At 73.9% G+C, this 22,836-nt stretch carries 16 protein-coding genes and 1 tRNA gene; 12 read left to right on the forward strand and 5 right to left on the reverse strand.

The genetic code is table 11. The features are described 5' to 3' along the window. Positions 1-8: 8 nt before the first annotated feature. Complete coding sequence (locus tag OOK31_RS03830; protein WP_267010888.1) at positions 9-1,352, reverse strand: sugar ABC transporter substrate-binding protein; 1,344 nt, start codon at positions 1,350-1,352, stop codon at positions 9-11. A 367-nt stretch (positions 1,353-1,719) separates the two neighbouring features. Here OOK31_RS03830 and OOK31_RS03835 point away from each other — a divergent pair. The 9 genes from OOK31_RS03835 to OOK31_RS03875 all read left to right on the forward strand — a co-directional run bounded on the left by OOK31_RS03835 (position 1,720) and on the right by OOK31_RS03875 (position 14,485). Further along, a tRNA-Ala gene (locus OOK31_RS03835) sits at positions 1,720-1,794 on the forward strand. After that, positions 1,794-4,130: a hypothetical protein gene (locus OOK31_RS03840; RefSeq protein ID WP_267010889.1), complete on the forward strand. Its 2,337-nt coding sequence runs from the start codon at positions 1,794-1,796 to the stop codon at positions 4,128-4,130. The genes OOK31_RS03835 and OOK31_RS03840 overlap by 1 nt, the downstream gene beginning before the upstream one ends. Before the next feature lie 73 nt (positions 4,131-4,203). Next, positions 4,204-6,108, forward strand: a complete 1,905-nt coding sequence (locus OOK31_RS03845; RefSeq protein WP_267010890.1) for a GMC family oxidoreductase — start codon at positions 4,204-4,206, stop codon at positions 6,106-6,108. Between the two features lie 137 nt (positions 6,109-6,245). After that, positions 6,246-7,853: a benzoylformate decarboxylase gene (gene mdlC / locus OOK31_RS03850; protein ID WP_267010891.1), complete on the forward strand. Its 1,608-nt coding sequence runs from the start codon at positions 6,246-6,248 to the stop codon at positions 7,851-7,853. Positions 7,854-7,907: 54 nt separating this feature from the next. Further along, complete coding sequence (locus OOK31_RS03855) at positions 7,908-9,326, forward strand: FAD-binding oxidoreductase (RefSeq protein WP_267010892.1); 1,419 nt, start codon at positions 7,908-7,910, stop codon at positions 9,324-9,326. After that, on the forward strand, positions 9,323-10,720 hold the full coding sequence (locus OOK31_RS03860) for a cytochrome P450 (RefSeq protein WP_267010893.1): 1,398 nt from the start codon (positions 9,323-9,325) through the stop codon (positions 10,718-10,720). Before OOK31_RS03855 ends, OOK31_RS03860 begins: the two co-directional genes overlap by 4 nt. A 229-nt stretch (positions 10,721-10,949) precedes the next feature. Further along, positions 10,950-12,293, forward strand: a complete 1,344-nt coding sequence (locus OOK31_RS03865; RefSeq protein ID WP_267010894.1) for a hypothetical protein — start codon at positions 10,950-10,952, stop codon at positions 12,291-12,293. Positions 12,294-12,302: 9 nt separating this feature from the next. Then, a complete protein-coding gene (locus OOK31_RS03870) occupies positions 12,303-14,243 on the forward strand; it encodes a peroxidase family protein (protein ID WP_267010895.1) in 1,941 nt (646 codons plus the stop codon). After that, on the forward strand, positions 14,240-14,485 hold the full coding sequence (locus OOK31_RS03875) for a hypothetical protein (protein WP_267010896.1): 246 nt from the start codon (positions 14,240-14,242) through the stop codon (positions 14,483-14,485). The genes OOK31_RS03870 and OOK31_RS03875 overlap by 4 nt, the downstream gene beginning before the upstream one ends. A gap of 45 nt (positions 14,486-14,530) precedes the next feature. Here OOK31_RS03875 and OOK31_RS03880 read toward each other — a convergent pair whose 3' ends face one another. Further along, positions 14,531-14,890, reverse strand: a complete 360-nt coding sequence (locus OOK31_RS03880) for a hypothetical protein (protein ID WP_267010897.1) — start codon at positions 14,888-14,890, stop codon at positions 14,531-14,533. A 183-nt stretch (positions 14,891-15,073) separates the two neighbouring features. Between OOK31_RS03880 and OOK31_RS03885 the strand changes: the two genes are divergently transcribed. After that, positions 15,074-15,523, forward strand: a complete 450-nt coding sequence (locus OOK31_RS03885; protein WP_267010898.1) for a universal stress protein — start codon at positions 15,074-15,076, stop codon at positions 15,521-15,523. Here the strand turns inward: OOK31_RS03885 and OOK31_RS03890 are convergent. The 3 genes from OOK31_RS03890 to OOK31_RS03900 all read right to left on the reverse strand — a co-directional run bounded on the left by OOK31_RS03890 (position 15,432) and on the right by OOK31_RS03900 (position 18,379). After that, positions 15,432-16,658 (reverse strand): alpha/beta hydrolase, encoded by a 1,227-nt coding sequence (locus tag OOK31_RS03890; RefSeq protein WP_267010899.1) that lies wholly within the window; start codon positions 16,656-16,658, stop codon positions 15,432-15,434. The two genes, OOK31_RS03885 and OOK31_RS03890, sit on opposite strands and share 92 nt — an antisense overlap. 112 nt (positions 16,659-16,770) lie before the next feature. Then, positions 16,771-17,691 (reverse strand): serine/threonine dehydratase, encoded by a 921-nt coding sequence (locus OOK31_RS03895; RefSeq protein ID WP_267010900.1) that lies wholly within the window; start codon positions 17,689-17,691, stop codon positions 16,771-16,773. A gap of 46 nt (positions 17,692-17,737) precedes the next feature. After that, positions 17,738-18,379 carry a TetR/AcrR family transcriptional regulator gene (locus tag OOK31_RS03900; RefSeq protein WP_267010901.1) on the reverse strand — a complete coding sequence of 214 codons (642 nt, stop codon included), beginning with the start codon at positions 18,377-18,379 and terminating at the stop codon, positions 17,738-17,740. Positions 18,380-18,559: 180 nt separating this feature from the next. Here OOK31_RS03900 and OOK31_RS03905 point away from each other — a divergent pair, with 180 nt between their 5' ends. After that, complete coding sequence (locus OOK31_RS03905) at positions 18,560-20,257, forward strand: ricin-type beta-trefoil lectin domain protein (RefSeq protein WP_267010902.1); 1,698 nt, start codon at positions 18,560-18,562, stop codon at positions 20,255-20,257. 12 nt (positions 20,258-20,269) lie between these two features. Further along, the gene (locus OOK31_RS03910) at positions 20,270-22,621 is read left to right on the forward strand and encodes an alpha-N-acetylglucosaminidase (RefSeq protein WP_267010903.1); all 2,352 of its coding nucleotides are present in this window, start codon (positions 20,270-20,272) and stop codon (positions 22,619-22,621) included. Positions 22,622-22,836 lie beyond the last annotated feature (215 nt).

The raw sequence follows: 22,836 nt of genomic DNA on the forward strand, positions 1-22,836 counted from the left end.
GCCCACGGTCACTTCGCGGACCCGGCGGCGAGGAGCTTGTTGGCCTCCTCCTGGGCCTTGCGGACCGCGGTCCGCGCGTCCTGCTCCCCCTGGATGGCCTTCTGCACCTCGCGGACCACGGCGTCGCCGACCTGGTTGGTCCACTGGACGGGGGTGTTGGCGTCGAGGGCGGCGGTCTTCAGCTGCTCGGCGCCGATGGCGCGGGCCAGCGTCTCGGCGTCCTTGCCGTCGCCGCGGTCGGCGAAGTGCGGGTCGGCCAGGCCCTGGGCGTTGGACGGGTAGATGGTGGCCTTCTTGGAGAACTCCACCTGGTTGGGGCCGTTGGTGACCCATTTGGCGAACTCGGCCGCCGCGTCGACGTGCTTGGTGTCCTTCCTGATGCCGAGGGACTGGGCGTAGATCCCGATGTGGCCGAGCCGGCCGGTGACGGCGCCGGCGACGCGCGTCCTGTCGTAGACCTGGGGGGCGTTCTGCTTGATGTCCCGGACGAAGCCCGGGGAGCCGGGGCCGAAGACGAGCTTGCCGCTCCCGTAGAGCTGGTTGATGTCGTCGGCCTTCAGGAGGGATTCCTTGGGCATGGCGCCCTTGGCGTACAGGTCCTTCATCCGCTCGACCCAGGCGACGGCCCGGTCGGTGTCGAAGGTGAAGCGGCGCCCCTGCGCGTCGAGGATCGGGACGCCCATCTTCTGCCAGTCGCCGGGGAGGCGGCCCTTGGGGTCGGCCATGAAGGCGGAGAAGCGGCCGCCGGAGCGGGCGGCGATCTGCTCGGCGTAGTCGAAGAACTGCTCGATGCTGGTCGGGGGCCTGTCCGGGTCCAGGCCGGCCTGGAGGAAGAGGTCCTTGTTGTAGGTGAGGACTTCGGGGGTCACGTACCAGGGGTAGGCGAAGACACCGTCGCCCTTGCCCGGCAGCTTGAACTGCTCCCAGGCTCCGGGGACGTAGTCCTTGGCGACGTCCCCGTCGAGGGCGGCGACGTCGGCGAGCATGCCGCGGTCGCCGAGCAGCTGGAAGGAGTCGGTGGAGAGGTTGACGACGTCGGGGAGGGCGCCGGCCTGGGCGTCGGCGACGAGCTTCTCGTTGTAGCCGTCCCCGGGGACGTCCTCCCATGTCACCTTCACCTCGGGGTATTTGGCCTCGAAGGAGTCGATGACGCCCTGGACGTAGGCCGTGTACTTCGGTTTCAGCTGGAGGGTGCGGAAGGTGATGGCGCCCGCCACCTCGCCGGTTCTCCGCGCCTCCTTCGTCTCGCCGGCGCCGCCGCCGACCCCGCACGCGGCGAGGGACAGGAGCGCGGTGCCGAAGGCCAGGGTGGTGAGTGCGGTGCGCGTGCGCGTCAGGTGGGAACGGGTCATCTTCGCCGCCTTCAAGGGGAGTTCCGGCCTCGCTGCCGGAGCGCCCTGCCACGCTGTCCGCACATCTCGGCGCCGTCAACGGGACCCCGCTCCCGCTGGCCGACGGTACATACGCACCGATTCGAGACAGGATCACGGCGAGAGTGCTCAACGGCGTTCAGTCAACAGGGCATTGACCTGGACTGATGCGCTTTAGTTCCGGACCCTCCGCGCCACGTATCATTTCGGCAACGAAGACAATGCGTGAATGAGGGTTTGACTTCTTATCGCCGGTTCAACAAGGCGTGTACTAATGCGGTTTATCGCTCGCGCCGCACAAAATGCTTTGCGGGGGCGGCGGCCGGCCCGCTAGCTTCGGGACCGACCACGACGTGTAGCTCAGCAGCAGAGCACCGGGCTTGCTTCCCGGGGGGCGCAGGGGCAGGACCTGCCACGTCGGCCATGAACGCACACGCTGACAAGCAGCTCCCGAACCCGTCCTCCGCGGCCGTCCCCGTGTCCGTCTCCCCGTCCTACGCGGCGGGCAGGCTGGCCCGGGCCCTGCGGACCTCGACGCTCCACGAGGACCCCGCCACCCGCGAGCGCGCCCGCTCCCGGGCCGACCGGTGGCGCCAGGTCCTCGCCGGCATCACCTCCGGTTCCCTGGACGTCGGATCCCGCACCCCCGTGGCCTCGCTGCCCGCCTGGGTGACCCCGGAAGTGGTCACCGGGGGCTTCGCCACCGGCACCGCCACCGCGGGCGGACCGCTGCTGCCGTACGAGCAGGAGGCCGCCCGGCTGGCCGGCGTACCGGCGACCCGGGCGGACCTCTTCGCGCACTTCCTCACCGAGGACGGTCTGGCGCGGCTGTGGACCCTGCTCGACAGCGGGTGCTACGAGGTCCGGGTGCCGGAGGAGGCCGCGCTGGCGACCGTGGCCTGGCTGGTGCGCGCCGGGGACTTCGACGCCGCGGCGGAACTCGTCACCGTGCTCCGGCCGTTCGCGGACCGGCTGCGTTTCCTGCCGCGTCCCGCCGAGCGGCCCCCGGCCCCGGTGGGCGCCGTGCACCGCCGGACCGTCGGCGAGGCGGGCGCCGCGCTCGCCCGGCGCCGGCCGAACGCCGCCGTGGAGACCCAGCGCGAGGCCCTCACCGTCTGGCGCCCCTTCGAGGACGAACTCCTCGCGCACCGGCTGGAGGCCCGCCCCGCCGCGCCCGGCCCGCACTGGCAGGCGGACGGCGCCGCCCTGCTGGCGCGCTACGGGACGCTGGCGGCGGAGCACACCCGCTGTACCAAGCACCTGGACCCGAAGTCGAACGCCGCGATCCTGCGGCGGGCCCTGGAGGAGGAGCTCGCGGGGCGCGCCCTGACGCCCCGGCTCGCCGGGCTGCTGGAGGTGGCCGTCACCTCCATGGTCGCCAAGCGCGGCCTGCCCGGCAGCCCCGGGCACCTCCGGCTGCGGCGGACACAGGCCGCGCAGGCGGCGCTGCCCTCGCACCACGCGCTGGCCGCGCTGGTCCTGCGCCGGCTCTCCCGCCTCGACCAGGGCAGCGGAACGCCGGACGTGGACCGGCCGCTGGCCCCGGTGAGCCCTCAGGAGGCCCGGGAGACCGGCCTGCCCGTGGGCGCGGCCGTACCGCCCGCGGTCGGCGCGCCCGTCCGCGCCGCCCTCAGCGCCCCGCTGGAGGTGCTGGTGGAGCGCGGCGTGGTGCCCTCCGCGGAGGTGCTCGCCCAACTCGTTCCGCAGCTGGTCGCCGTCGTCACCGCCGAGCAGTACGCCGACGGACCGCTGCGGACCCTGATGGCGGCCGCGTACCGGGCGTTCCGGGGCCGCCGCTCCCTGCTGCTGCTGAACCTCCAGCACCAGGTGCGGATCGAGGAACTCCCCTGGGTGCGGGCGGTGTCCGCGCACCGGGCCGACGGGGCGGGCGCCCACGAGCAGGCCGAGGAGGCCCTGCGCCGGCTCGGGGAGCTGGCCGTGTCGGCCTTCCCCGCGACGCTGCTGCCCAATCCGCTGGTGCGGGAGCTGGGGCAGCTGGGCCGGCAGGCCGAGCTGGGCACGCCGTTCGTGGAGGAGCTGGCCGCCGACATCTTCATGGGGACCTTCAGCCCGAAGTTCCTCGTGGCCGCGCGGATCGCCGCCGACCTCCTCGAAGGGAGCCTGTACGAGCGCTACTACGGCATCGACTACGCGGGGCTGCGCCGGATCGCGGTCGCGCAGGCCGCCGACACGGCGCTGCGCGGCCGGACGGCGGGCGGTGCGCAGGAGTTCGCGCGGCTGTGCGCCGAGCGGGCCGGCGACAGCGGGCTGAGCTGGTCGACGGCGGCGAACGGCACGGTGATCGAGCAGGCGCAGATCCTGACCACCCACAACCTGGCCACCCTGGTGGCCCGGGCGGGGATCACCCCGCCCGGGGGCTGGGCGGCACTGGCCCGGGACTGCTTCGACACCGTGTGCCGTCTCGCGGCCCGGATGGAGGGCGATCCCATGCTGTCCACCATCAAGGACACGGCGTACGCGTGGCGGCAGATGCTGTTCCACCTCTCGCTGTGCGACGCGGACGAGCGGGCGGCCGTACTGGCCCGGATCGACGCGGAGGCCGCGGGTCGGCCGGCGTACGTCCGTAACCGGCTGGCCCCGGCCGTCAACGGGCTGCGCCTGGTGGCGGCGGGCGGTTCCTTCGGCCCGGACGGTACGGCCCTGGGCGGGCGCGCCCGCCGGCTGCTGGGGTGGAGCACGCGCGGCCACTGGATGCGCGACGCGCAGGTCGTCGGGGGGCGGTCCCACTCCCAGGGATGAACCTGGCGCCCCGTACGGGTTGCGGGCGGCGTGGCGCGCGTACGTCCGGTAGGGGGATCCCTAGGACGTGCGTATGGATCACGACTCCCCCTCCCCTGGCCCCTCGTCGCCCGCGCGCCGTACCGTCCTCGCCTCCACGGCGGCCGTCGCGGCGGCGGCGCTCACCGGCGCCGCCGCGCCGCCCCTCACGGCGGCGCCCGCCGCGCCCGCCGCACGGCGGGTGCGGGACACCCCTGACGAGGTCGAGTACGTAGTGATCGGCTCGGGTCCCGGCGGCGGCAGCGTCGCCGCCAACCTGGCCGAGGCCGGGCACTCGGTGCTGGTCCTCGAAGCCGGGCCCGCCCACGGCAACGAGACGTACTACGACGTCCCCGCCCTGCACCTGAAGGCCGCCTGCGACCCCGAGATCAGCTGGGACATGTGGGTGCGCCACTACACCGACGACGCCGCGCACGGCAGCCAGTGGGTCGACGGGAAGGGCATCCTCTACCCCCGGGCCGCCACCCTCGGCGGCTGCAGCGCGCACAACGCGACCATCCTGATGTACCCGGAGCACACGGACTGGGCGTACATCCGCGACCTGACGGGGGACCCCGGCTGGGACCCGCAGGTGATGTGGGACACCCACTGGAAGAAGGTGCTGTCCTGGCAGCCCGTCGAGGAGTCCAGCCTGCTGCTGGCCCTGCGCGACGCGTTCCTGGACAAGCTGTCCCTCGCCGCCAAGGCCGAGGCGCTGCCCTCCGGTGCCGTCGCCGCCGCCCTCGACACCGACGTCAACTCCAAGGCCAATGTGGACCGCAGCTCCCAGGGTGCCTTCAACACGCCGATGACGGTCCGCGCGGGCCGCCGCCACGCGGTGCGCGAACGGCTCCTGGACGTGCGGTCCCGGTACGCCGCGAACCTGTCCGTCGCCACGGACGCGCTCGCCGAGCGGATCGTGTTCGAGGAGCGGCAGGGCGCGCTGCGGGCGACGGCCGTCGAGTACCTGTCCGGCCGCCACCTCTACCAGGCCTCCCCCGGCGCCGTCCCCCGGTCCGAGGCGGAGCGGGACGGACTGCGGCGCACCGTACGGGTGACGCGGGAGGTGATCGTCGCGGGCGGCGCCTTCAACACGCCCCAGCTGCTGATGCTGTCGGGCATCGGCCCCCGCGAGCACCTGGCGGAGCACGGCATCACCCCGCTGCTCGACCTGCCCGGCGTCGGCGCCAACCTCCAGGACCGCTACGAGGTCTCCGTGGTGTCCTCCCTGAACCGCGACTTCACCGCCATCGCGCCCTGCACCTTCAAGGATCAGGGCGACCCCTGCCTGGCGGAGTGGAAGACCTCGCCGATGCCCTCCTCCACGCCCTACGGGGCGAACGGCGTGGTCACCGGCATCAAGCGACGCGCCTCGAAGGGTTCGGCCCACCCGGAGCTGTTCGTCTTCTGCGCGCCGGGCAACTTCACCGGCTACGTACCCAAGTTCGACGAGCTGGCGGTGCGCGACAAGAGGCACTTCTCCTGGCTCGTCCTCAAGGGCTACGCCGCCGACCGCGCCGGGACCGTCCGGCTCGCCTCGGCCGACCCGACCCGGCAGCCGTCGGTCAACTTCCGCAAGATGGACGACGGGAGGGCCGGGGACGCCGACGTGGCCGCCATGATCGAGGCGGTCCGCTCGATCCGCAGCATGAACGCCAAGGCCGGCTTCCTCGACTCGGTACGGGAGGAGACCCCCGGCCCCCGGGTGAGCACCGACGCGCAGCTGGAGGCCTGGATCAGGAAGGAGGCCTGGGGCCACCACGCCTCCTGCACCGCCGCGATCGGTCCGGCCGGCCGCAGCGGATCGGTCCTGGACGGTCAGCTGCGGGTGCACGGGACGTCCAACCTCCGGGTGGTCGACGCCTCCGCGTTCCCCCGCATCCCCGGCCTGTTCATCATGGCGCCCACCCTGGTGCTCGCGGAGAAGGCCAGCCAGGACATCCTGCGGGCCGCCCGCTGAGGCGATAACACGCGGAGCGGGCGGACGGCAGGGCTTCACCGGTCACCGACCCGAACGGATCATGGATTTTGCCTGGATCAACGCAATGTGATGGATTGATCACCCACCGTTTCCGCCTGCTCCGCGAAGGAACCCCCATGCGTACGGTCCGAGAGTCCGTTCTGGATGTGCTGCGAGCCCGTGGAATGACCACGATCTTCGGGAACCCCGGCTCCACCGAACTGCCCATGCTCAAGCAGTTCCCGGATGATTTCCGCTACGTGCTGGGGCTCCAGGAGGCCGTGGTCGTCGGCATGGCCGACGGGTTCGCCATGGCCTCCGGCACCACCGCCCTCGTCAACCTGCACACCGGGCCGGGCACCGGGAACGCGATGGGCGCCATCCTGAGTGCCCGCGCCAACCGCACCCCGATGGTGGTCACGGCGGGCCAGCAGGTCCGGGCCATGCTCACCATGGAGGCCCTGCTGGCGAACCCGCAGTCCACGCTCCTGCCGCAGCCCGCCGTGAAGTGGGCGTACGAGCCGCCGCGTCCGGCGGACGTAGGGCCCGCCCTCGCCCGGGCCGCGCAGATCGCCGAAACCCCGCCGTGCGGACCGGTGTTCGTGTCCCTGCCCATGGACGACTTCGACGTGGTGCTCGACGAGGACGAGGACCGCGCGGCGCAGCGCACGGCCGCCCGCACCGTGACGCACGCCGCCGCGCCCTCCCCCGAGGTGGTGCGCGCGCTGGCGGGCCGGCTCGCGGACGCCCGCAGCGCGGTCCTCGTCGTCGGCAACGACGTGGACGCGGCCGGCGCCTGGGACGCGGTCGTCGAGCTGGCCGAGCGCACCGGCCTGCCCGTCTGGTCCGCGCCCACCGAGGGCCGGGCGGCCTTCCCCAAGTCGCATCCGCAGTACCGGGGGACGCTGCCCCCGGCGATCTCGCCGTTGGCCGGCTGTCTCGAAGGGCACGACCTGGTCCTGGTGATCGGCGCCCCCGTCTTCTGCTACTACCCCTACATGCCCGGCGCCTACCTGCCCGAGGGCGCCGAGCTGGTGCACCTGACCCGCGACGCGGAGGAGGCCGCCCGCGCCCCCGTCGGGGACGCGCTGGTCGCCGACCTCGCCCTGACCGTACGGGCGTTGCTGGCCGAGCTGCCCGCGCGCGAGGTGTCCCGCGCGCCCCGCACGCAGCGGGCCGAGTCCGTCGAGACGGTCGACGGGACACTGACCCCGCTCGCCGCGATGACGGCGATCGCGCAGGGCGCCCCCGAGAACACCCTCTGGGTCAACGAATCCCCCTCCAACCTGGGGCAGTTCCACGACGCGACGCGGATCAGCACGCCCGGCTCCTTCCTCTTCACGGCGGGCGGCGGCCTCGGCTTCGGCCTCTCGGCGGCCGTGGGTGCCCAGCTCGGCGCCCCGGACCGCCCGGTGGTCTGTGTGATCGGCGACGGCTCCACCCACTACGCCGTGCAGGCCCTGTGGACGGCGGCCGCCTACAAGATCCCCGTGACCTTCGTCGTCCTGAGCAACCAGCGCTACGCCATCCTCCAGTGGTTCGCCCAGGTGGAGCACGCGCAGGGCGCGCCCGGCCTCGACATCCCGGGCCTCGACATCGCCTCGATCGCCACGGGTTACGGCGTACGCGCCCACCAGGCGACCGGCGCCGGTGAACTCACCAAGCTGGTCCGGGAGTCGGCGCTCCAGCAGGACGGCCCCGTCCTCATCGACGTCCCGATCACCACCGAGCTCCCCTCCCTGTAGGGCGCGCCACCCACCCCCCGCCCCCGTACGACCGCACCGTCCCGGAAGGCCGGCATGTCCTCCCTCGTCACCGACACCCCCCTCCTCCTGCTCGACCGGCTCCGCTCCGCCCTCCCCGCGGAGATCCTGCTCACCGACCCCGAGTCCCTCGCCGCGCACTCCCGGGACTCCGCCCCGTTCTCCGAGTGCGGGACCCCGGCGGTCGTCGCCGAGCCGCGTACCGCCGAGCAGGTCGAGCTCATCATGCGGACCGCCTACGAGCTGGACGTTCCCGTCGTCCCGCAGGGCGCCCGTACCGGACTCGCCGGCGCCGCCAACGCCGTCGACGGCTGCGTCGTCCTGTCCACGGCGCGGATGGACCGGATCCTGTCCGTCGACCCCGCGAACCGTCTGGTGCGCTGCGAGCCCGGGGTCACCACGCGCCGGCTGGCCGAGGCGGTGGCCGAGCACGGGCTGACGTACCCGCCGGACCCGGCCTCCTGGGAGCGCTGCACCATCGGCGGGAACATCGCCACGGGCGCGGGCGGCATCTGCTGCGTCAAATACGGGGTCACGGCCGACTACGTCCTCGGCCTGGACCTCGTCCTTCCCGACGGGCGGCGCATGCGCACCGGCCGGGACACCGCGAAGGGCGTCGCCGGGTACGACCTGACGCGCCTGATCGTCGGCTCGGAGGGCACCTTGGCGGTGGTCGTCGGGGCCACCCTCGCGCTGCGGCCGGCCCGGCCCCCCGCCCTGTCCCTGCTCGCCCAGTTCCCCAGCCTGACGGCCGCCGGGAACGCCGTGGCCGCGATCACCGCCGCCGGGCACACCCCGTCCGCGCTCGAACTCCTCGACCGGGCCACCACGCAGGCCATCGTGGACCTCGGCCACCCGCTGCTGCGGCCCGGCAGCGCCGCCACCCTGATCGTCGAGAGCGACAGCGCCCACCCCGCCGCGGAGCTCACCGCGATGGAGCTGCTCTGCAAGGAGGCCGGCTCCGACCACGTGAGCACCTCCGCCACCGACGAGGAGGCCCGGGAGATCATCGAGGCCCGCCGCCTGGTCAGCCCGGCCCTGGCCGCGTACATGGCCGCGCGCGGCGGCAGCGGGCTCACCGCCTTCATCGAGGACGTGGCGGTGCCCCGCTCCGAACTCCCCACGCTGATCGGCATGATCGAGGAGATCGCCGACCGGCACCGGCTGAAGATCTTCACCCTCGGCCACGCCGGCGACGGCAACCTGCACCCGACGGTCGTCTTCGACGCGTCCGACCCGGACGAGTCGGCCCGCGCCCGCACCGCCTACGACGACATCATGGAGGCCGGCCTCGCCCTCGGCGGCACCACCACCGGGGAGCACGGCATCGGCACCCTGAAGCGGGAGTGGCTGGAGCGCGAGCTCGGCCCGGTCTCGCTGGAGCTGCAGCGCGGCCTCAAGCGGCTCTTCGACCCGAAGAACCTGCTGAACCCCGGCAAGGTCGTGACGGTATGACCCAGTCCGTGGACACCCGGCAGGACGGCCGCCCGGAGGAGGCCCCCGCCCGTCCCCCGGTCCGCGCGGGCCTGGCCGAGACCCTCCGCTTCGTCGCGACGCACACCCTGCCGGTGTTCGTCCGGGGGGTGGCCAATCCCCGGTTCGGGGTGGTCGCGCTGTACTCCCGGCTGAACCAGCCGGGCTGGTCGAACGCCACCCTGCGCGCGATGAAGGCCCGCCACGGCGGCGCCCCCGTCCTCGTACGGGCCCTCTCCGGGGAGATGCTCGTCCTGTTCGACCCGGCGGACATCCGGCGGTTCTTCGAGGAGCCCGTCGACACCCTCGCGATGGACGCGGACGACAAGTACGCCGGCCTGGCCGTGTTCGAGCCGACGGGGGTCATCTGCTCGCACGGGAAGGTGCGCGAGGACCGGCGCCGGGTCAACGACGAGGCCCTCGCCGCGGGCCGGCCCGTACACCCCTCCTGCGGGGAGTTCCGGACGGTCGTCGAGGAGGAGTGCCGCGCCCTCACCGGCGCCGGCGCCGTCGACTTCCCCTCGCTCTGGCGGGCCATGACCCGGATCTCCCGGCGGGTGGTCCTCGGCGACCGGGCCGCCGACGACGAGGAGCTGACGGACTGGCTCATCACCCTGCGCGGCCAGGGCAACTGGATGGGCAGGAGCCGGCCGGAGGCCAACAAGGCGCTCTACGCGAAGGCCTCGGCGCGGATCGCCCGGTACGCGGCCGACGCCCCCGCCCACACCCTGGCCGCCCGCGCGCTCGCGGTGCCCTCCCCGGAGGGCACCGACCCGCTGGGCCAGACCCACCACTGGCTGCTCGGCATCGACCTGTCCGCACCGGTCATCGCCCGTACGCTGCTGCTCCTGGCCCTGCACACGGCCGAGCAGGACGCCGTCCACGCCGAGCTGGCGGACGCGGCGCCGGAACTGCCCAGGCTGCGGGCGTGCGTGACGGAGTCGGTGCGGCTGTACCCGATCGTCCCGGACCTCGTACGCGTCACCCGTACGGACACCGTATGGGCCGGGGTGCGCTACCCGCCCGGTACGGACGTGCTCGTCCCGATCGGCTTCCACCAGCGCGACCCCGACGTGGTCCCGGGCGGGCACCTCTTCAACCCGGGCCGCTGGCTGGTCCCGGGCGCGACGGCCGACACCAGCACGGCGCCGTTCAGCCACGGCGGCGCCCGCTGTCCCGGGGAGGACATCGCGCTGCTGCTGACCTCGCTGGTCTGCGCCGAGCTGCTGCGCGACCACCGCCTCACCGACGCCCACCCGTCCCTCGACACGGGCCGCCCCCTGCCCGGAATCGTCGACACCGCCGGCATCCGGCTCCGCCTCACCCGCCTGCGGCCCGAAGCCCCCGAAGGCCCCGAAGCTCCCAAGAGCGAGTGACACGAACAGGGGCACCGCTCACCGCCAGGCCCGAGGTGAGCGGTGCCCCCCTCCCCCTCTGCTCGCAGCCCGCACGGGGTGGCTGAGCCGAAGGGGCGCGCCGTGCTCTCAGCCCGTGCGCGCGGAGGAAACCGCGAGGAACGAGCGGTTTTCGAGCACGGACGGGCTGAGAGCACGGCATCCAGCGCCCCGGAGGCGAAGCCTCCCCCAGAAGAAGAGGAGCGTCTTCGTGTCCGAACCGGACGTCACTTCCCTGCACCACCTGTGCCGCGAACTCGCCGAGGCCGCCGACGCCGTGCGTGAGGCCTCGCGGTACGCCTCGGGGATCGCCCTCGGTCCGGGGTTACCGCTCGCGGTGGCCGGGCCGCGCGCTTCGCGGCTCGCCCGGCGCACCCTGCTGAGGACCCTGATGGATGCCCGGGGCTTCGGCTGGGCTCCGCACGGCCCGAGCCCGCTGGCCGGGGCCGTCTGGCTGGCGGGGGTCCTCACCAGCCGGGAGAGTCTTGCCGTCAGTCTCGCCGTGCTCGGTCTGAAGGCGCGGATCAGGGCCGCGTCGGTCCGCCATCCCGAGCTCCTGGCCAACCCCACCACGTCCCGGGTGCTGGCCGCCCTCGACGAGGACCGCCAGGCCGAGGCGGCCCGGGTGTTCAAGGGGCTGCTGACGGAGAAGGGCGCCGAGTACGCCCTCGCCCTGCTCGCGCCGTGCTTCGCCGACATCATGGCCTGGAACGCGCTGACGGACGAGAACCCCTTCAACGACAACGCGGGCTGGCAGATCTCGTCGGGCCGGGAGCTGACCTCGGAGTACTTCCTGGGGATCAGCGGCGCGGTCTGGTCCTTCCTGGACCGGGGGCGCGGCCGGGCCGAGCCGCACACGCCGTCGCCGGAGCTGCTCCAGGGCCTCGACGGTTCGGGGAGCATCGTCGGCTACGTCCGCAACATCGGCCGTATCGGCACCCGCGGCCTGCTGCTGGTGCAGCGGGTGGCGGGGCCGGACGGGGCGCACCGTTTCGTCGTCCAACTGGCGGGGATGGCGCGCGGGTTCAACGAGGAGAGCCCGCAGGACCTGGTGGGCGCGCTGAACGCCGTCGGCGGCACCGACACGGCGTACACGCGGGCCGTGAGCGGGGCCCTGCGCCAGCTGGTTCCTTCGGGCGCCGAGCTGGCCCTCGTAGGGCACAGCCAGGGCGGGATCACCGCGATGAACCTGGCGGCGAGCCGCGACTTCAACGCCCTGTACCGGGTGACGCACGTGGTCGCGATCGGTTCGCCCATCGACACGAAGCGGGCCGCCGATCCGCGCACCAAGGTGCTGTCGCTCGTCAACGAGCACGACATCGTGCCCAGCCTGGAGGGCCGTTCGGCGGTGTCTCCGTACGCGCTGCCCGCCGAGTTCACCGAGTTCACGTGGACGGACGACACCCACGCCTTCCCGCTGTGCCACGCCGCCGAGCGGTACGCGCACAACCTCCAGCACGACGTGCCCCACGCGCGGGCGCACGTCGACTCCGAACTCTCCGCCTTCCGAGGCCGGGTCACCGGCACGCACCTCTTCACCCTCCACGACCGCTGAGGACCCCGTATGACCGACACCACCGGTACCACCGACACCCCCGGTACGGCCGAAGCCGCCAGGACGACCGACATCCCGCCGACCGTCCCGCGCCCCGCGGTGCCGGAGGGCGAGGCGCTGCCCGAGGCCGCGCGGCGGACCCGGACGGCCCGGCCCGAGGGGCCTCCCGGCCTGCTGGAGCGGCTGGAGTCCGCGGCGTTCGCCCGGCTCAACCGCAGCCGCGAATGGTACGAACTGCCGGGGCCTATCGGCCTGTTGAACCTCGCGGTGATCCGCGAGGACCTGCGGCGCGAGAACCTCCACGACACTTTCGGCGCGGGCGGCGAGCGTGACCGGCGCCCCACTCCGCAGCTGGCCCCGTACCGTTCGTACGACGGCTCCGGCTACGACCCGTACGACGTGGACATGGGCCGGGTCGGCACCCGGCTGGACCGCAACTCGCCGCTGCCCCTGGCCTATCCGGAGGACGACGAGGCCCTGATGGCGCCGAGTCCCCGAGAGGTCAGCCGGCAGCTGCTGGCCCGGCGCGGTTTCACTCCGGCGCCGACCCTGAACCTGCTGGCCGCCGCCTGGATCCAGTTCCAGAACCACGGCTGGGCCAACCACGGGGACAACGAGGACGCCGAGCCCTTCACGGTGCCGCTCGCGGCGGACGACGACTGGCCGCAGTGCCCGATGCGGGTGAACCGCACCCGCCCCGACCCGGTCGCGCACACCACTCCCGGTTCCCCGCCGACGTACGAGAACACCGTCAGCCACTGGTGGGACGGCTCGCAGATCTACGGTTCCGACGAGGCCCGTTGCCGGTCCCTGCGCACCGGGGAGCGCGGGCACCTGATCCTGGAGGACGGCCGGCTGCCGGCCGATCCGCGGCCGGGCAAGGAGTGCCTCGACGCGACGGGCATGAACAGTGACTACTGGGCCGGTCTGTCGCTGCTGCACACGCTCTTCGCCAAGGAGCACAACGCGATCTGCGACCTGATCCGTTCGCACCACCCCACCTGGGACGACGAGCGGCTCTTCCACACGGCGCGGCTGGTCAACACCGCGCTCATGGCGAAGATCCACACGGTGGAGTGGACCCCCGGGATCCTCGACCACCCGGTCGTGCACCAGGCGATGCGGGCCAACTGGTCGGGTCTGCTGCCCCGTTGGGTGACGCGGACGTTCGGCCGGATCGGCGGCGAGGCCCTCAGCGGGTCCCGCGGCTCGCGGACCGAGCACCACGCCGCGCCCTTCTCGATGACGGAGGAGTTCGTCTCGGCGTACCGGCTGCACCCGCTGATCCCCGACGAGATCACGGTCCTCGACCACCGGCACGGGGCTCCCCGCGAGGCGATCGGCTTCGACGACATGCAGGGCGCCACCACGCGTAAGGCCGTCGAGGCCTACGGTACGAGCGACCTGCTGTACACCTTCGGCATCGCGAACCCCGGAGCGCTGGTCCTGCACAACCACCCCGACGCGCTGCGCAACCTGGCGCGGCTCTCCGGCGAGCACATCGACCTCGGGACCGTGGACATCCTGCGCGACCGCGAGCGCGGCATCCCCCGCTACAACGCCTACCGGCAGATGCTGCGCAAGCGCCCGGTGACCTCCTTCGAGGAGCTGACCGGCGGCCACCCGGGGGACACCCCGCTCCTGCGGGAGCTCTACGACGGCCGGCTCGACCGGGTCGACACGCTGGTCGGGAACCTCGCCGAACCCCGCCCGGCGGGCTTCGGGTTCAGCGACACGCTCTTCCGGATCTTCGTCCTGATGGCCAGCCGCCGCATCAAGAGCGACCGGTTCTTCACCAACGACTACCGGCCGGAGATCTACACCGCCGAGGGCATGCGCTGGATCGACCGGAACTCGATGGTGACGGTGCTGCTGCGCCACCACCCCGAACTGGCGCCCGCGCTGGCCGGGGTGACCAACGCCTTCGCCCCGTGGAAGGAGCGGTCGTGAGCGTCCACCCCGCCACCGGTCCGTACCGGCAGGGTCCGGCGGACGGTCTGCGCGGCCGGGCCGCCGTGCTGCGCGAACGCGCGGAGCGGCTGCGCGGGGCGTCCGCGGGCCTGGACTGGAAGGGCCCGCAGGCCGACGCCTTCCGCGCCCGCGTGGAGGAACTGGCGGCCCGCTGCGCCGTCGCCGCCGAGGGCCTGGCGCTCTCGGCGGACCAGCTGGACGGGCCCGCCGGCCGGCGGTGAGACCGGGGCCGGTCCGCCTCCGGGCGGACCGGCCCGCCCACCGGCCTACTTCAGCCGGTACTCGGCCTTGTCGACGAGCTTGCCGTCCTTGAAGCACAGGCGCAGCACGTCGTTGTCGGTGCCCTCGGCGGTGGAGAGGTACCAGGCGCAGGTGCTGCCGGCGGGCTCGGCCGGGCCGCCGTCCTTGAGAATGCTCTTGGCGAAGCTGTCGCCCGAGGGGAGCTTCGCGCGGACCTCGCTCTCCGCGTCGCCGACGCGCACCGCCTCGTAGACCTTCGGGTCGAGCAGGGTCTTGTCGGCCACGTCGACGAGCTTTCCGACGCCGAAGAGCAGGGCCACGAGCGCTCCGACACCGAGGACGAGCGCCACTCCGCAGCCGATGAGACATCCCTTGCGCTGAGCCATGACCCTGCTCCTCCGTGCACCGTGCGGTTCCTGCTGACGTGTCCGACCTTGGCAGGGGGCGGGGTGCGGGGGCTGTCCTCGAAAGTCTCCGGTCGCCGCAACGATCGTCGTTCGTGGTCGGGCCCCCCGTGCCGTGTATACAGGGAGGGAAGGACGATCCGGATGAAACGGGAGGAACCCACCGTGAGTGAGCTTGTCGAGCCTCTGATCGTCGTCGGCGTGGACGGTTCGAACCATTCGAAGGAAGCGCTGCGCTGGGCCGTCGCGCAGGCGAAGGCCACCGGGGGGCGGGTGCACGCCGTCATGAGCTGGGAGTGGAACACCAATCCCTTCGCGGTGGGCACGGGCGGGGAGGAGGAGCTCGTCACCGCCGAGACGGCGGCGCGGCGGAAGCTGTCCGACACCGTCGCGGAGGCCGTGGGCACCTCGCCGGGCGTGCCGGTGTTCCGGCGCGTCGAACAGGGCTCGCCCGGGCAGGTGCTGGTGGAGGCCTCCCAGGAGGCGGAGCTGACGGTGGTCGGCACGCGCGGGTACGGCGGCATCAAGGGGGCGCTGCTGGGCTCGGTGAGCCAGCAGGTCGTCCAGTACGCCGCCAGCACGGTGGTCGTCGTACGCGACGGGGTCCCGGACTAGCGATCACCCAGTGCGCGAAGGCCTCGGCGCCGTCCACGACCGCTTCGAAGCGCGGCGAGTGGAAGAGGTCGAAGGCGTGCTGGGCGCCGGGGAGTTCGGCGTACACCACGGTGGCGACGGAGGCGTCCCGCAGGTCGGCGGCGAAGCGGCGGGCGGCGGTGACGGGGACGACGGTGTCCCGGTCCCCGTGGACCAGGAGGAAGGGCGGCGCGTCCGCGGTGATGTGCGCCGACGGCGAGGACTCCGGGCCCTGGCCGAAGTAGGGGCCGTAGTAGCCGTTCAGTGCGATGACCGCGGTGACGGAGGTGTCGGCGGTCTCGAAGCCGGGCTGGAGGGCCGGGGCGCCCGGTGTGAGGGCGGCGAGCGCGGCCAGGTGGGCGCCGGCCGAGCTGCCCGCCACGAACAGGGTCGCGGGGTCGGCCCCGTACGCGTGCCCGTGTTCGCGGACCCAGGCGATGACTCGCTTGGCGTCGATCAGGTGCTCGGGGTGGCGGACCTCCGGCCGGAGGCGGTAGTCGGCGCTGACGCAGACCCAGCCGCGGCGCGCGAAGCGGTGCAGCAGCGGCAGGGACTGGCTGTTCTTGCGGCCCCCGCGGTAGCCGCCGCCGTGCAGGTGGATCAGGACGGGGGCGCCCGAAGGCCGTGCGCGGTGGTGGTAGACGTCGAGCCGCTGGCGTCGGCCGGCGGGGCCGTAGGGAAGGTCCGCGACCCGGACGACGTCGCGGGGGCGGTGGGGGAACGGCCACAGGAGGGTACGGGCGAGCCGGCCCTTCCCTCCGGGCGTCACGCCGGGGGCGGTCGCGGCACGCCAGTCGGCGCCGAGGCCCTCGGCCAGGGCGTCGTCGATCACCGCCCGGCCGCGCAGTCCGCGCCGGATCACGAGCACGAGCCCCGCCGCGGTGAGCGCGGCCAGTGCGACGGCCGCCCGGCCGGCGGGCGCGTCGACGTCCCCCTGGGTGAAGGCCACCGCCGTCCAGAGCGCGAGCCAGGCCAGGGCGAGGAACGGCAGCTCGCCGACCACCAGGCCCAGGCGGAAGCTCAGCTCCGCGAGCGGTCGTGGGCGGCGCACAGGGGCGAGGGCGCACAGGGTGCCCACGGCGACGACCCCCACGGTCCACAGGTAACCGACAGGCACAGGACCCTCCTCCGCATCACGGCCGGCCACGGCTCCACCGTCGGCGATGCCGCGTTACCCCACCTGCGGTACCACGGGTGGGGTGGTTGCGGCAACGGGCCTGGTCACAGCACTAGAGGTCGCCGGGGTCGGTGTTCGCGCCGCAGAGGACGACGGCGACCCGTTCCCCCAGTGGGCGCGGTGCGGTGCGCAGGGCGGCCAGGGCGGTGGCGGCGCCGGCCTCGACCACGATGCGGTGTTCCTCCCAGAGTGCGCGCCGCGCGGCGGTGATCGCCTCGTCGGGGACGAGTACGGACTCGACGTCGCCGCGCCGCGCGGCGGCCAGCGCGTCGGCGGAGACCCGGGTGGCACCGAGGGAGTCGGCGGCCACGGAAGCCACGGGGACGTCGACGGGGTGGCCGGCTTCGAGGGCGGCGTTCAGGGCGCGGCAGTGCTCCGGTTCGGCCGCGACCACCCGTACGCCGTGTTCGTGCGCGGCGGTGGCCACGCCCGCGAACAGTCCGCCGCCGCCGACCGCGACGACGACGGTGTCCAGGCCGGGCAGGCCGGCCCGGATCTCGTCGAGGAGGGTTCCGGCGCCTGCCGCGATGAGCGGGTGGTCGTAGGCGTGGCTGCGGAGGGCGCCGCTGGTGGCCGCGAACTCCTGGCAGGCGGCGAGGGCTTCGGCGTAGCGGTCGCCGACGAGCCGTACGTCGACCCCGTAGCCGCGCAGCCGCTCCACCTTGACGCGGGGCGCGGTGGCGGGCAGGAAGACGGTGGCGCGCACGCCCTGCGCCCGGGCCGCCCAGGCGCAGGCAAGGCCCGCGTTGCCGCCGGAGGCGATGGTGATCCCGCTGTCGGGGAGGGAGCCGGCCTGACGGTGGGCGGCGAGGAAGTTGTGGGCTCCGCGCGCCTTGAAGGAGCCGGTGTGCTGGAGGTACTCCAGGGCGTACCAGACGCCTTCGGCGGCGGGGACGACGGCTGCGGGCCTGATCGCCCCGGCGGTACGGGCGGCGGCGGCGCGGACGGCGGCGTAGTCGAGCTGCTGTTCCATGGGCGGACTGCCTTTCGTGGGGTGGGGCGGCGGGCCTGGCGGCGGGTCAGGCGGTGGGCCGGGCGGCCCGGATGAGCTGGCGCAGGGCGCCGTAGTACACCTCGTGGTCGGTCAGCGGGGGCAGCAGGTCGGCCCCGGCGCCGGCGAGCACCGGGAACGCCTCCGGGTCCAGCGCGGCGAGCGCGGCGCGGGAGGCGGCGGTGGCCCCGGCGGGGTCGCGGTGGTCGACGAAGGCGGCGCAGCCCAGGGTGAGGAGGTACATCCGCCGGTAGACGGTCATGGCCTCGACGGGGGTCATCCCGGCGGCGACGCTGTCGGCGAGCGCGGGCTCGGCGAGGCGGGCCAGCAGCTCGCGGCCGAGCCAGGGGCGGCCGCCGCGCAGGACGAGCAGTCCGGGGTGGGCGGTGAGCAGCCGGTAGAACGCGCTGAACCGCAGCTCCGTCGCCTCGGCCCAGTCGGTGCCGGCGGGGATGTCGGGTAGCTGGGCGGCGAGGTGTTCGGTGCACAGGTCCAGCAGGCCGGCGAGGTCGGTGCAGCGGCGCTGGACGGTGGCGTGGGAGACGTCGAGGCGGTCGGCGAGGGCGCGGAAGCTCAGGCTCGCGGGGCCTTCCTCGTCGATGATCCGCAGGGCGGCGAGGGCGATGGCCCCGGGAGTCGCCCGGTCCAGGGCGGGTGATCTTCTCGGCATGAGATACAGCGTATCAGCCACCGTCACATACGGCGTATCTCCTCTTTGGTGTGACATCGACTACGGCCATATTGCTGGTCATTGAGCCATAACTATCGACTTATGTTGACAGCGGGTAGTCGCACCGCTGCACTGAGCGCACGCCTCACCCCTCCTCGCCCCCCACGTCTAGGAGACCCCGTGCCGCCTCGCCCGCGTGCGTCGATCCCCTGCCTCACCGCGGCCGCCCTGCTGGCCCTCGCACTCTGTCCCGCCCCGGCCGCGGCCGAGCCGACGGCCACCTGGGACACCCCCCTCGCGCTCACCCCTCCCATGGGCTGGAACAACTGGGCGCACTACATGTGCGACATCGACGAGGCCAAGGTGGTCGCCAACGCCGACGCCCTCGTCTCCAGCGGCCTCGCCGCCAAGGGGTACGACACGGTGACCGTCGACGACTGCTGGATGCGCAAGGAGCGGGACGCGCGGGGCGATCTGGTCGTCGACAGCGAAAAGTTCCCGCACGGCATGGCCTGGCTCGGCGAGTACCTGCACGCCAAGGGGCTGAAGTTCGGCATCTACGAGGACGCCGGCTCCCTCACCTGCGAGCGCTACCCCGGCAGCGGCTCCCCCGAGGGCGGCGGCCCGGACCACTACGCCCGCGACGCCCGGCAGTTCGCCTCCTGGAAGGTGGACTACGTCAAGATGGACGGCTGCAACCTGTGGGTGCCGCCCGGGAAGACGAAGGAGGAGGCCTACCGGGACGCCTACAACTCCGTCGCCCGCGCACTGCGCAACAGCGGCCGGCCGATGGTGCTCTCCGCCTCCGCGCCGGCCTACTTCCAGCAGGGCGAGTGGGGCGGCGCCGACTGGCACAAGGTCCTCGACTGGGTCGGCGAGACCGGCCAGTTGTGGCGCGAGGGCAAGGACATCAAGGTCTACAAGCCCACGGCGCCCGCCACCTCCCGCTGGAGCTCGGTCATGGGCAACTACGGCTACAACCGCTGGCTCGGCCGGTACGCGGGCCCCGGCAACTGGAACGACCCCGACTTCCTCATCGCCGGCTCCCCCGGCCTCACCGCCGCCGAGAGCCGCAGCCAGGTCGGACTGTGGGCGATGATGGCGGCCCCCTTCATCCTGTCCTCCGACGTCTCCCGGCTGACCCCGGAGGGGCTCGCGGCGCTCGGTGACACCGACCTGATCGAGCTGGACCAGGACCCGCTGGGCCGCCAGGGCGCCGTGGTCTCCTCCAACGCCACCTTCGAGGTGCTGGCCCGCCCGCTGGCCGGCGGGGAGCGGGCCGTGGCCGTGCTCAACCGCTCCGGCGCCGCCCGGGACATCTCCGTCCCGCTGGCCGACATCGGGCTGCCCGCCTGCACCGTGGACGCCGAGGACCTGTGGAGCGGGCGGCGTACGGAGGTCTCCGACGCGCTGACCGGCCGGCTCGGCGCCCACGACACCGCCGTGTGGCGGCTCACCCCGCGCGACGGCTGCGCCGGGGCGGTGCCCACCGGGCAGATCAACGGCCTCGGCGCCGCCTGCGCCGACGGGGCCAGCACCACCGGGGTCGGGGCGGTCGTCCTGACCGCCTGCACGGCGGGCTCCGACCAGCGCTGGACCCTCCTCGACGGCGGACGGCTGCACCTGGAGGGCAAGTGCCTGGCCTCGGCCGGGGACGGCCGGGTGGAGCTGGACCACTGCGTCACCGCCGACCGGGCCGGACAGGCCGGGCAGAGCTGGAGCCACCACCGCGACGGAGCCCTGGTCGAGAAGGCGAGCGGACTGTGCCTGACGGCGCCGCCCGCCGCGCCCGCGGGCACCGACACCCCCGCCGAACGGCTGCGGCTGACCGACTGCGGCGACCACCGGGCCGACCAGGCCTGGTCCCTGCCGGTCTGAGGGGGCACGCGCATGAGCATCCCGACCCCACCGGCCGGCCCCCGGCGCCGCCGGGCACCGCACCCCGCGCTGCTGGCGCTGCCCGCCGCGCTGCTGACACTGGTCTGCGCGGCGGCCCCGCCCGGGACCGCCGCGCCCGGGACCGCCGCGCCGGGCTCGGGTCCGCTCGCGGGGCCGGGCTCAGGGCCCGCCCCGGGTCCGGGCTCGGCGGCCGGCGTACGGGGCGGCGTACGGGCGGTGGCCGCGCCCCCGCCGCGTGTCGTCGACGTGGCGGCCGCGCGGGCCTCCCTGGAGCGGCTGCTGCCGCGCCACGCACGGCAGTTCACGCTCGTGGCCGACCCCGGGGCCGGGGCGGACACCTTCACCGTCTCCGGTACGGCCGGGGCGGTCACCGTCAGCGGGTCCACCGGCGCGACCCTGCTCACGGGGGTCGGCTGGTACCTCCAGCACGTCGCGGGCGTCGACATCGGCTGGCCGGGCGACAGCCTGGGGATGCTCCCCGCGACCCTGCCCGCCGTGCCCCGGCCCGTGACCCGCAGCGCGCTGGTCCCGCACCGGTACGCCCTCAACGACACCGACGACGGGTACGCGGGCCCGTACCGCTCCTTCGAGGAGCACCGGCGCCAGATCGACCTGCTCGCCCTGCACGGGGTCAACGAAGTGTTCGTGCAGGTGGGCGCCGAGTACCCGTACCACCGGGCGCTCCAGGGCTTCGGCTACTCCGCCGAGGAGCTGCGCTCCTGGATCCCCGGGCCCGGTCACCAGAGCTGGTGGCTGCTGCAGAACCTGAGCGGCTTCGGCGGGCCGGTCTCCGAGCGGCTGATGCGCGAACGCGCCGCGCTGGGCGGGCGGATCGCCGACCAGCTGCGCTCCCTGGGCATGACCCCGGTGCTGCCGGGCTACTTCGGTACCGTGCCGCCCGGGTTCGCCGCCCGCAACCCCGGGGCGACGACGGTCGCGCAGGGCGACTGGGCGGGCTTCGACCGGCCCGACTGGCTCGACCCGGCCTCACCGGTGTTCCGGCGGCTCGCGGCCGCCTACTACGCCGAGCAGCGGGCGCTGTTCGGGGACAGCGCGATGTACCGGATGAGCCCGCTGCACGAGGGCGGGCAGACGGGCACGGTCGACGTGAAGGCCGCCGCCGCCGCGATCCAGGGCGCCCTGGACGAAGCCCACCCGGGCGCCCTGTGGGCGGTGTTGGGCTGGCAGGACGACCCGACGGCGGAACTCCTCTCCGGGGTGGACACCTCGCGGCTGCTGATCCTGGACGGGCTGTCCGACCGGTACAACCGCCTGGACCGCGAGACCCGTTGGGGCGGGGCCCCGTACGCGATGGGCAGCATCTACAACTTCGGCGGGCACACCACGACCGGCGCCAACACCTCGGTGTGGATCGACCGGTTCGGGGCGTGGCGGGCCAAGAGCGGCAGCGCGCTGACCGGGACCGCCTACCTGCCGGAGGCCGCCGGGACCAACCCGGCCGCCTTCGACCTGTTCACCGACCTCGCCTGGGAGGCCGAACCGGTCGACCAGCGGCGCTGGTTCGCCGATTTCGCGGCCCGCCGGTACGGGCGGTCCGACCCGGAGGCGGCGGCCGCCTGGGAGGAGCTGCGCAAGGGGCCGTACAGCACCTCCTCGGGGCTGTGGTCGGAGTCCCAGGACAGCCTGTTCACCGCCCGGCCGTCCCTGACCGCGACCGGGGCCGCGTACTGGAGCCCCAAGTCGATGCGCTACCCGGCCGGTTCGGTACGCCGGGCCCTGGACCACCTGCTGCGGGTGGCGCCGGAACTGCGCGGCTCCAGCGCCTACCGGTACGACCTGGTCGACACCGCCCGGCAGGCCCTGGCCAACCACTCGCGGGTGCTGCTGCCGAAGATCAAGGCGGCCTACGAGGCCAAGGACCTGCCCCTGCTGCGCGAACTGACGGGCCAGTGGAAGCGCGGGGAGGAGCGGCTGGACGCGCTCACCGGATCCGACCCGAACTTCCTGCTGGGCCACTGGCTGGAAGCGGCCCGCTCCTGGGGCGCGGACGAGGCCGAGAAGGACCGCTACGAGTACGACGCCCGTTCCGTCCTGAGCGTGTGGGGCCGGCGGAGCACCAGCGAGGGCGGATTCCTGCACGACTACGCCAACCGCGAATGGAGCGGCCTGGTCTCGGAGTTGTACGCGCGGCGGTGGGAGGTCTACTTCGGCACCCTGGAGGAGGCCCTGGAACGCGGGACCGCCCCGAAGGCGGTCGACTGGTACGCCTTCGAGGAGGAGTGGGCGCGGCGCACCACCCGCCATCCGGCGCGGCCTGCCGGTGACCCGTACGCGCTGGCGGCCGGGGTGGCCGCCGCGCTGCCGGCGGCCGCCACGGGCTGACGTACACCACCCGTCGGCTGACCTACACCACCCGTCCCGTCCGCGCCCGCGTGTCGCGGCCGGTGCCACCCTCCCGGGGGAATCGCCCTACCCGTCCGGGGGAGATCGGGGCGGGCGGAGCCCGGTGAGGCGGGGCGCTGGGTTGACTGGCCCGGACTTACGGAGGGGCGGCACGCCGGAACGATTCGGCGGCCGCCCCTTTCCGACGCCCACGG

Origin of the sequence: Streptomyces sp. NBC_00249 (genome assembly GCF_026342355.1) — a bacterium.
Taxonomy (GTDB): domain Bacteria; phylum Actinomycetota; class Actinomycetes; order Streptomycetales; family Streptomycetaceae; genus Streptomyces.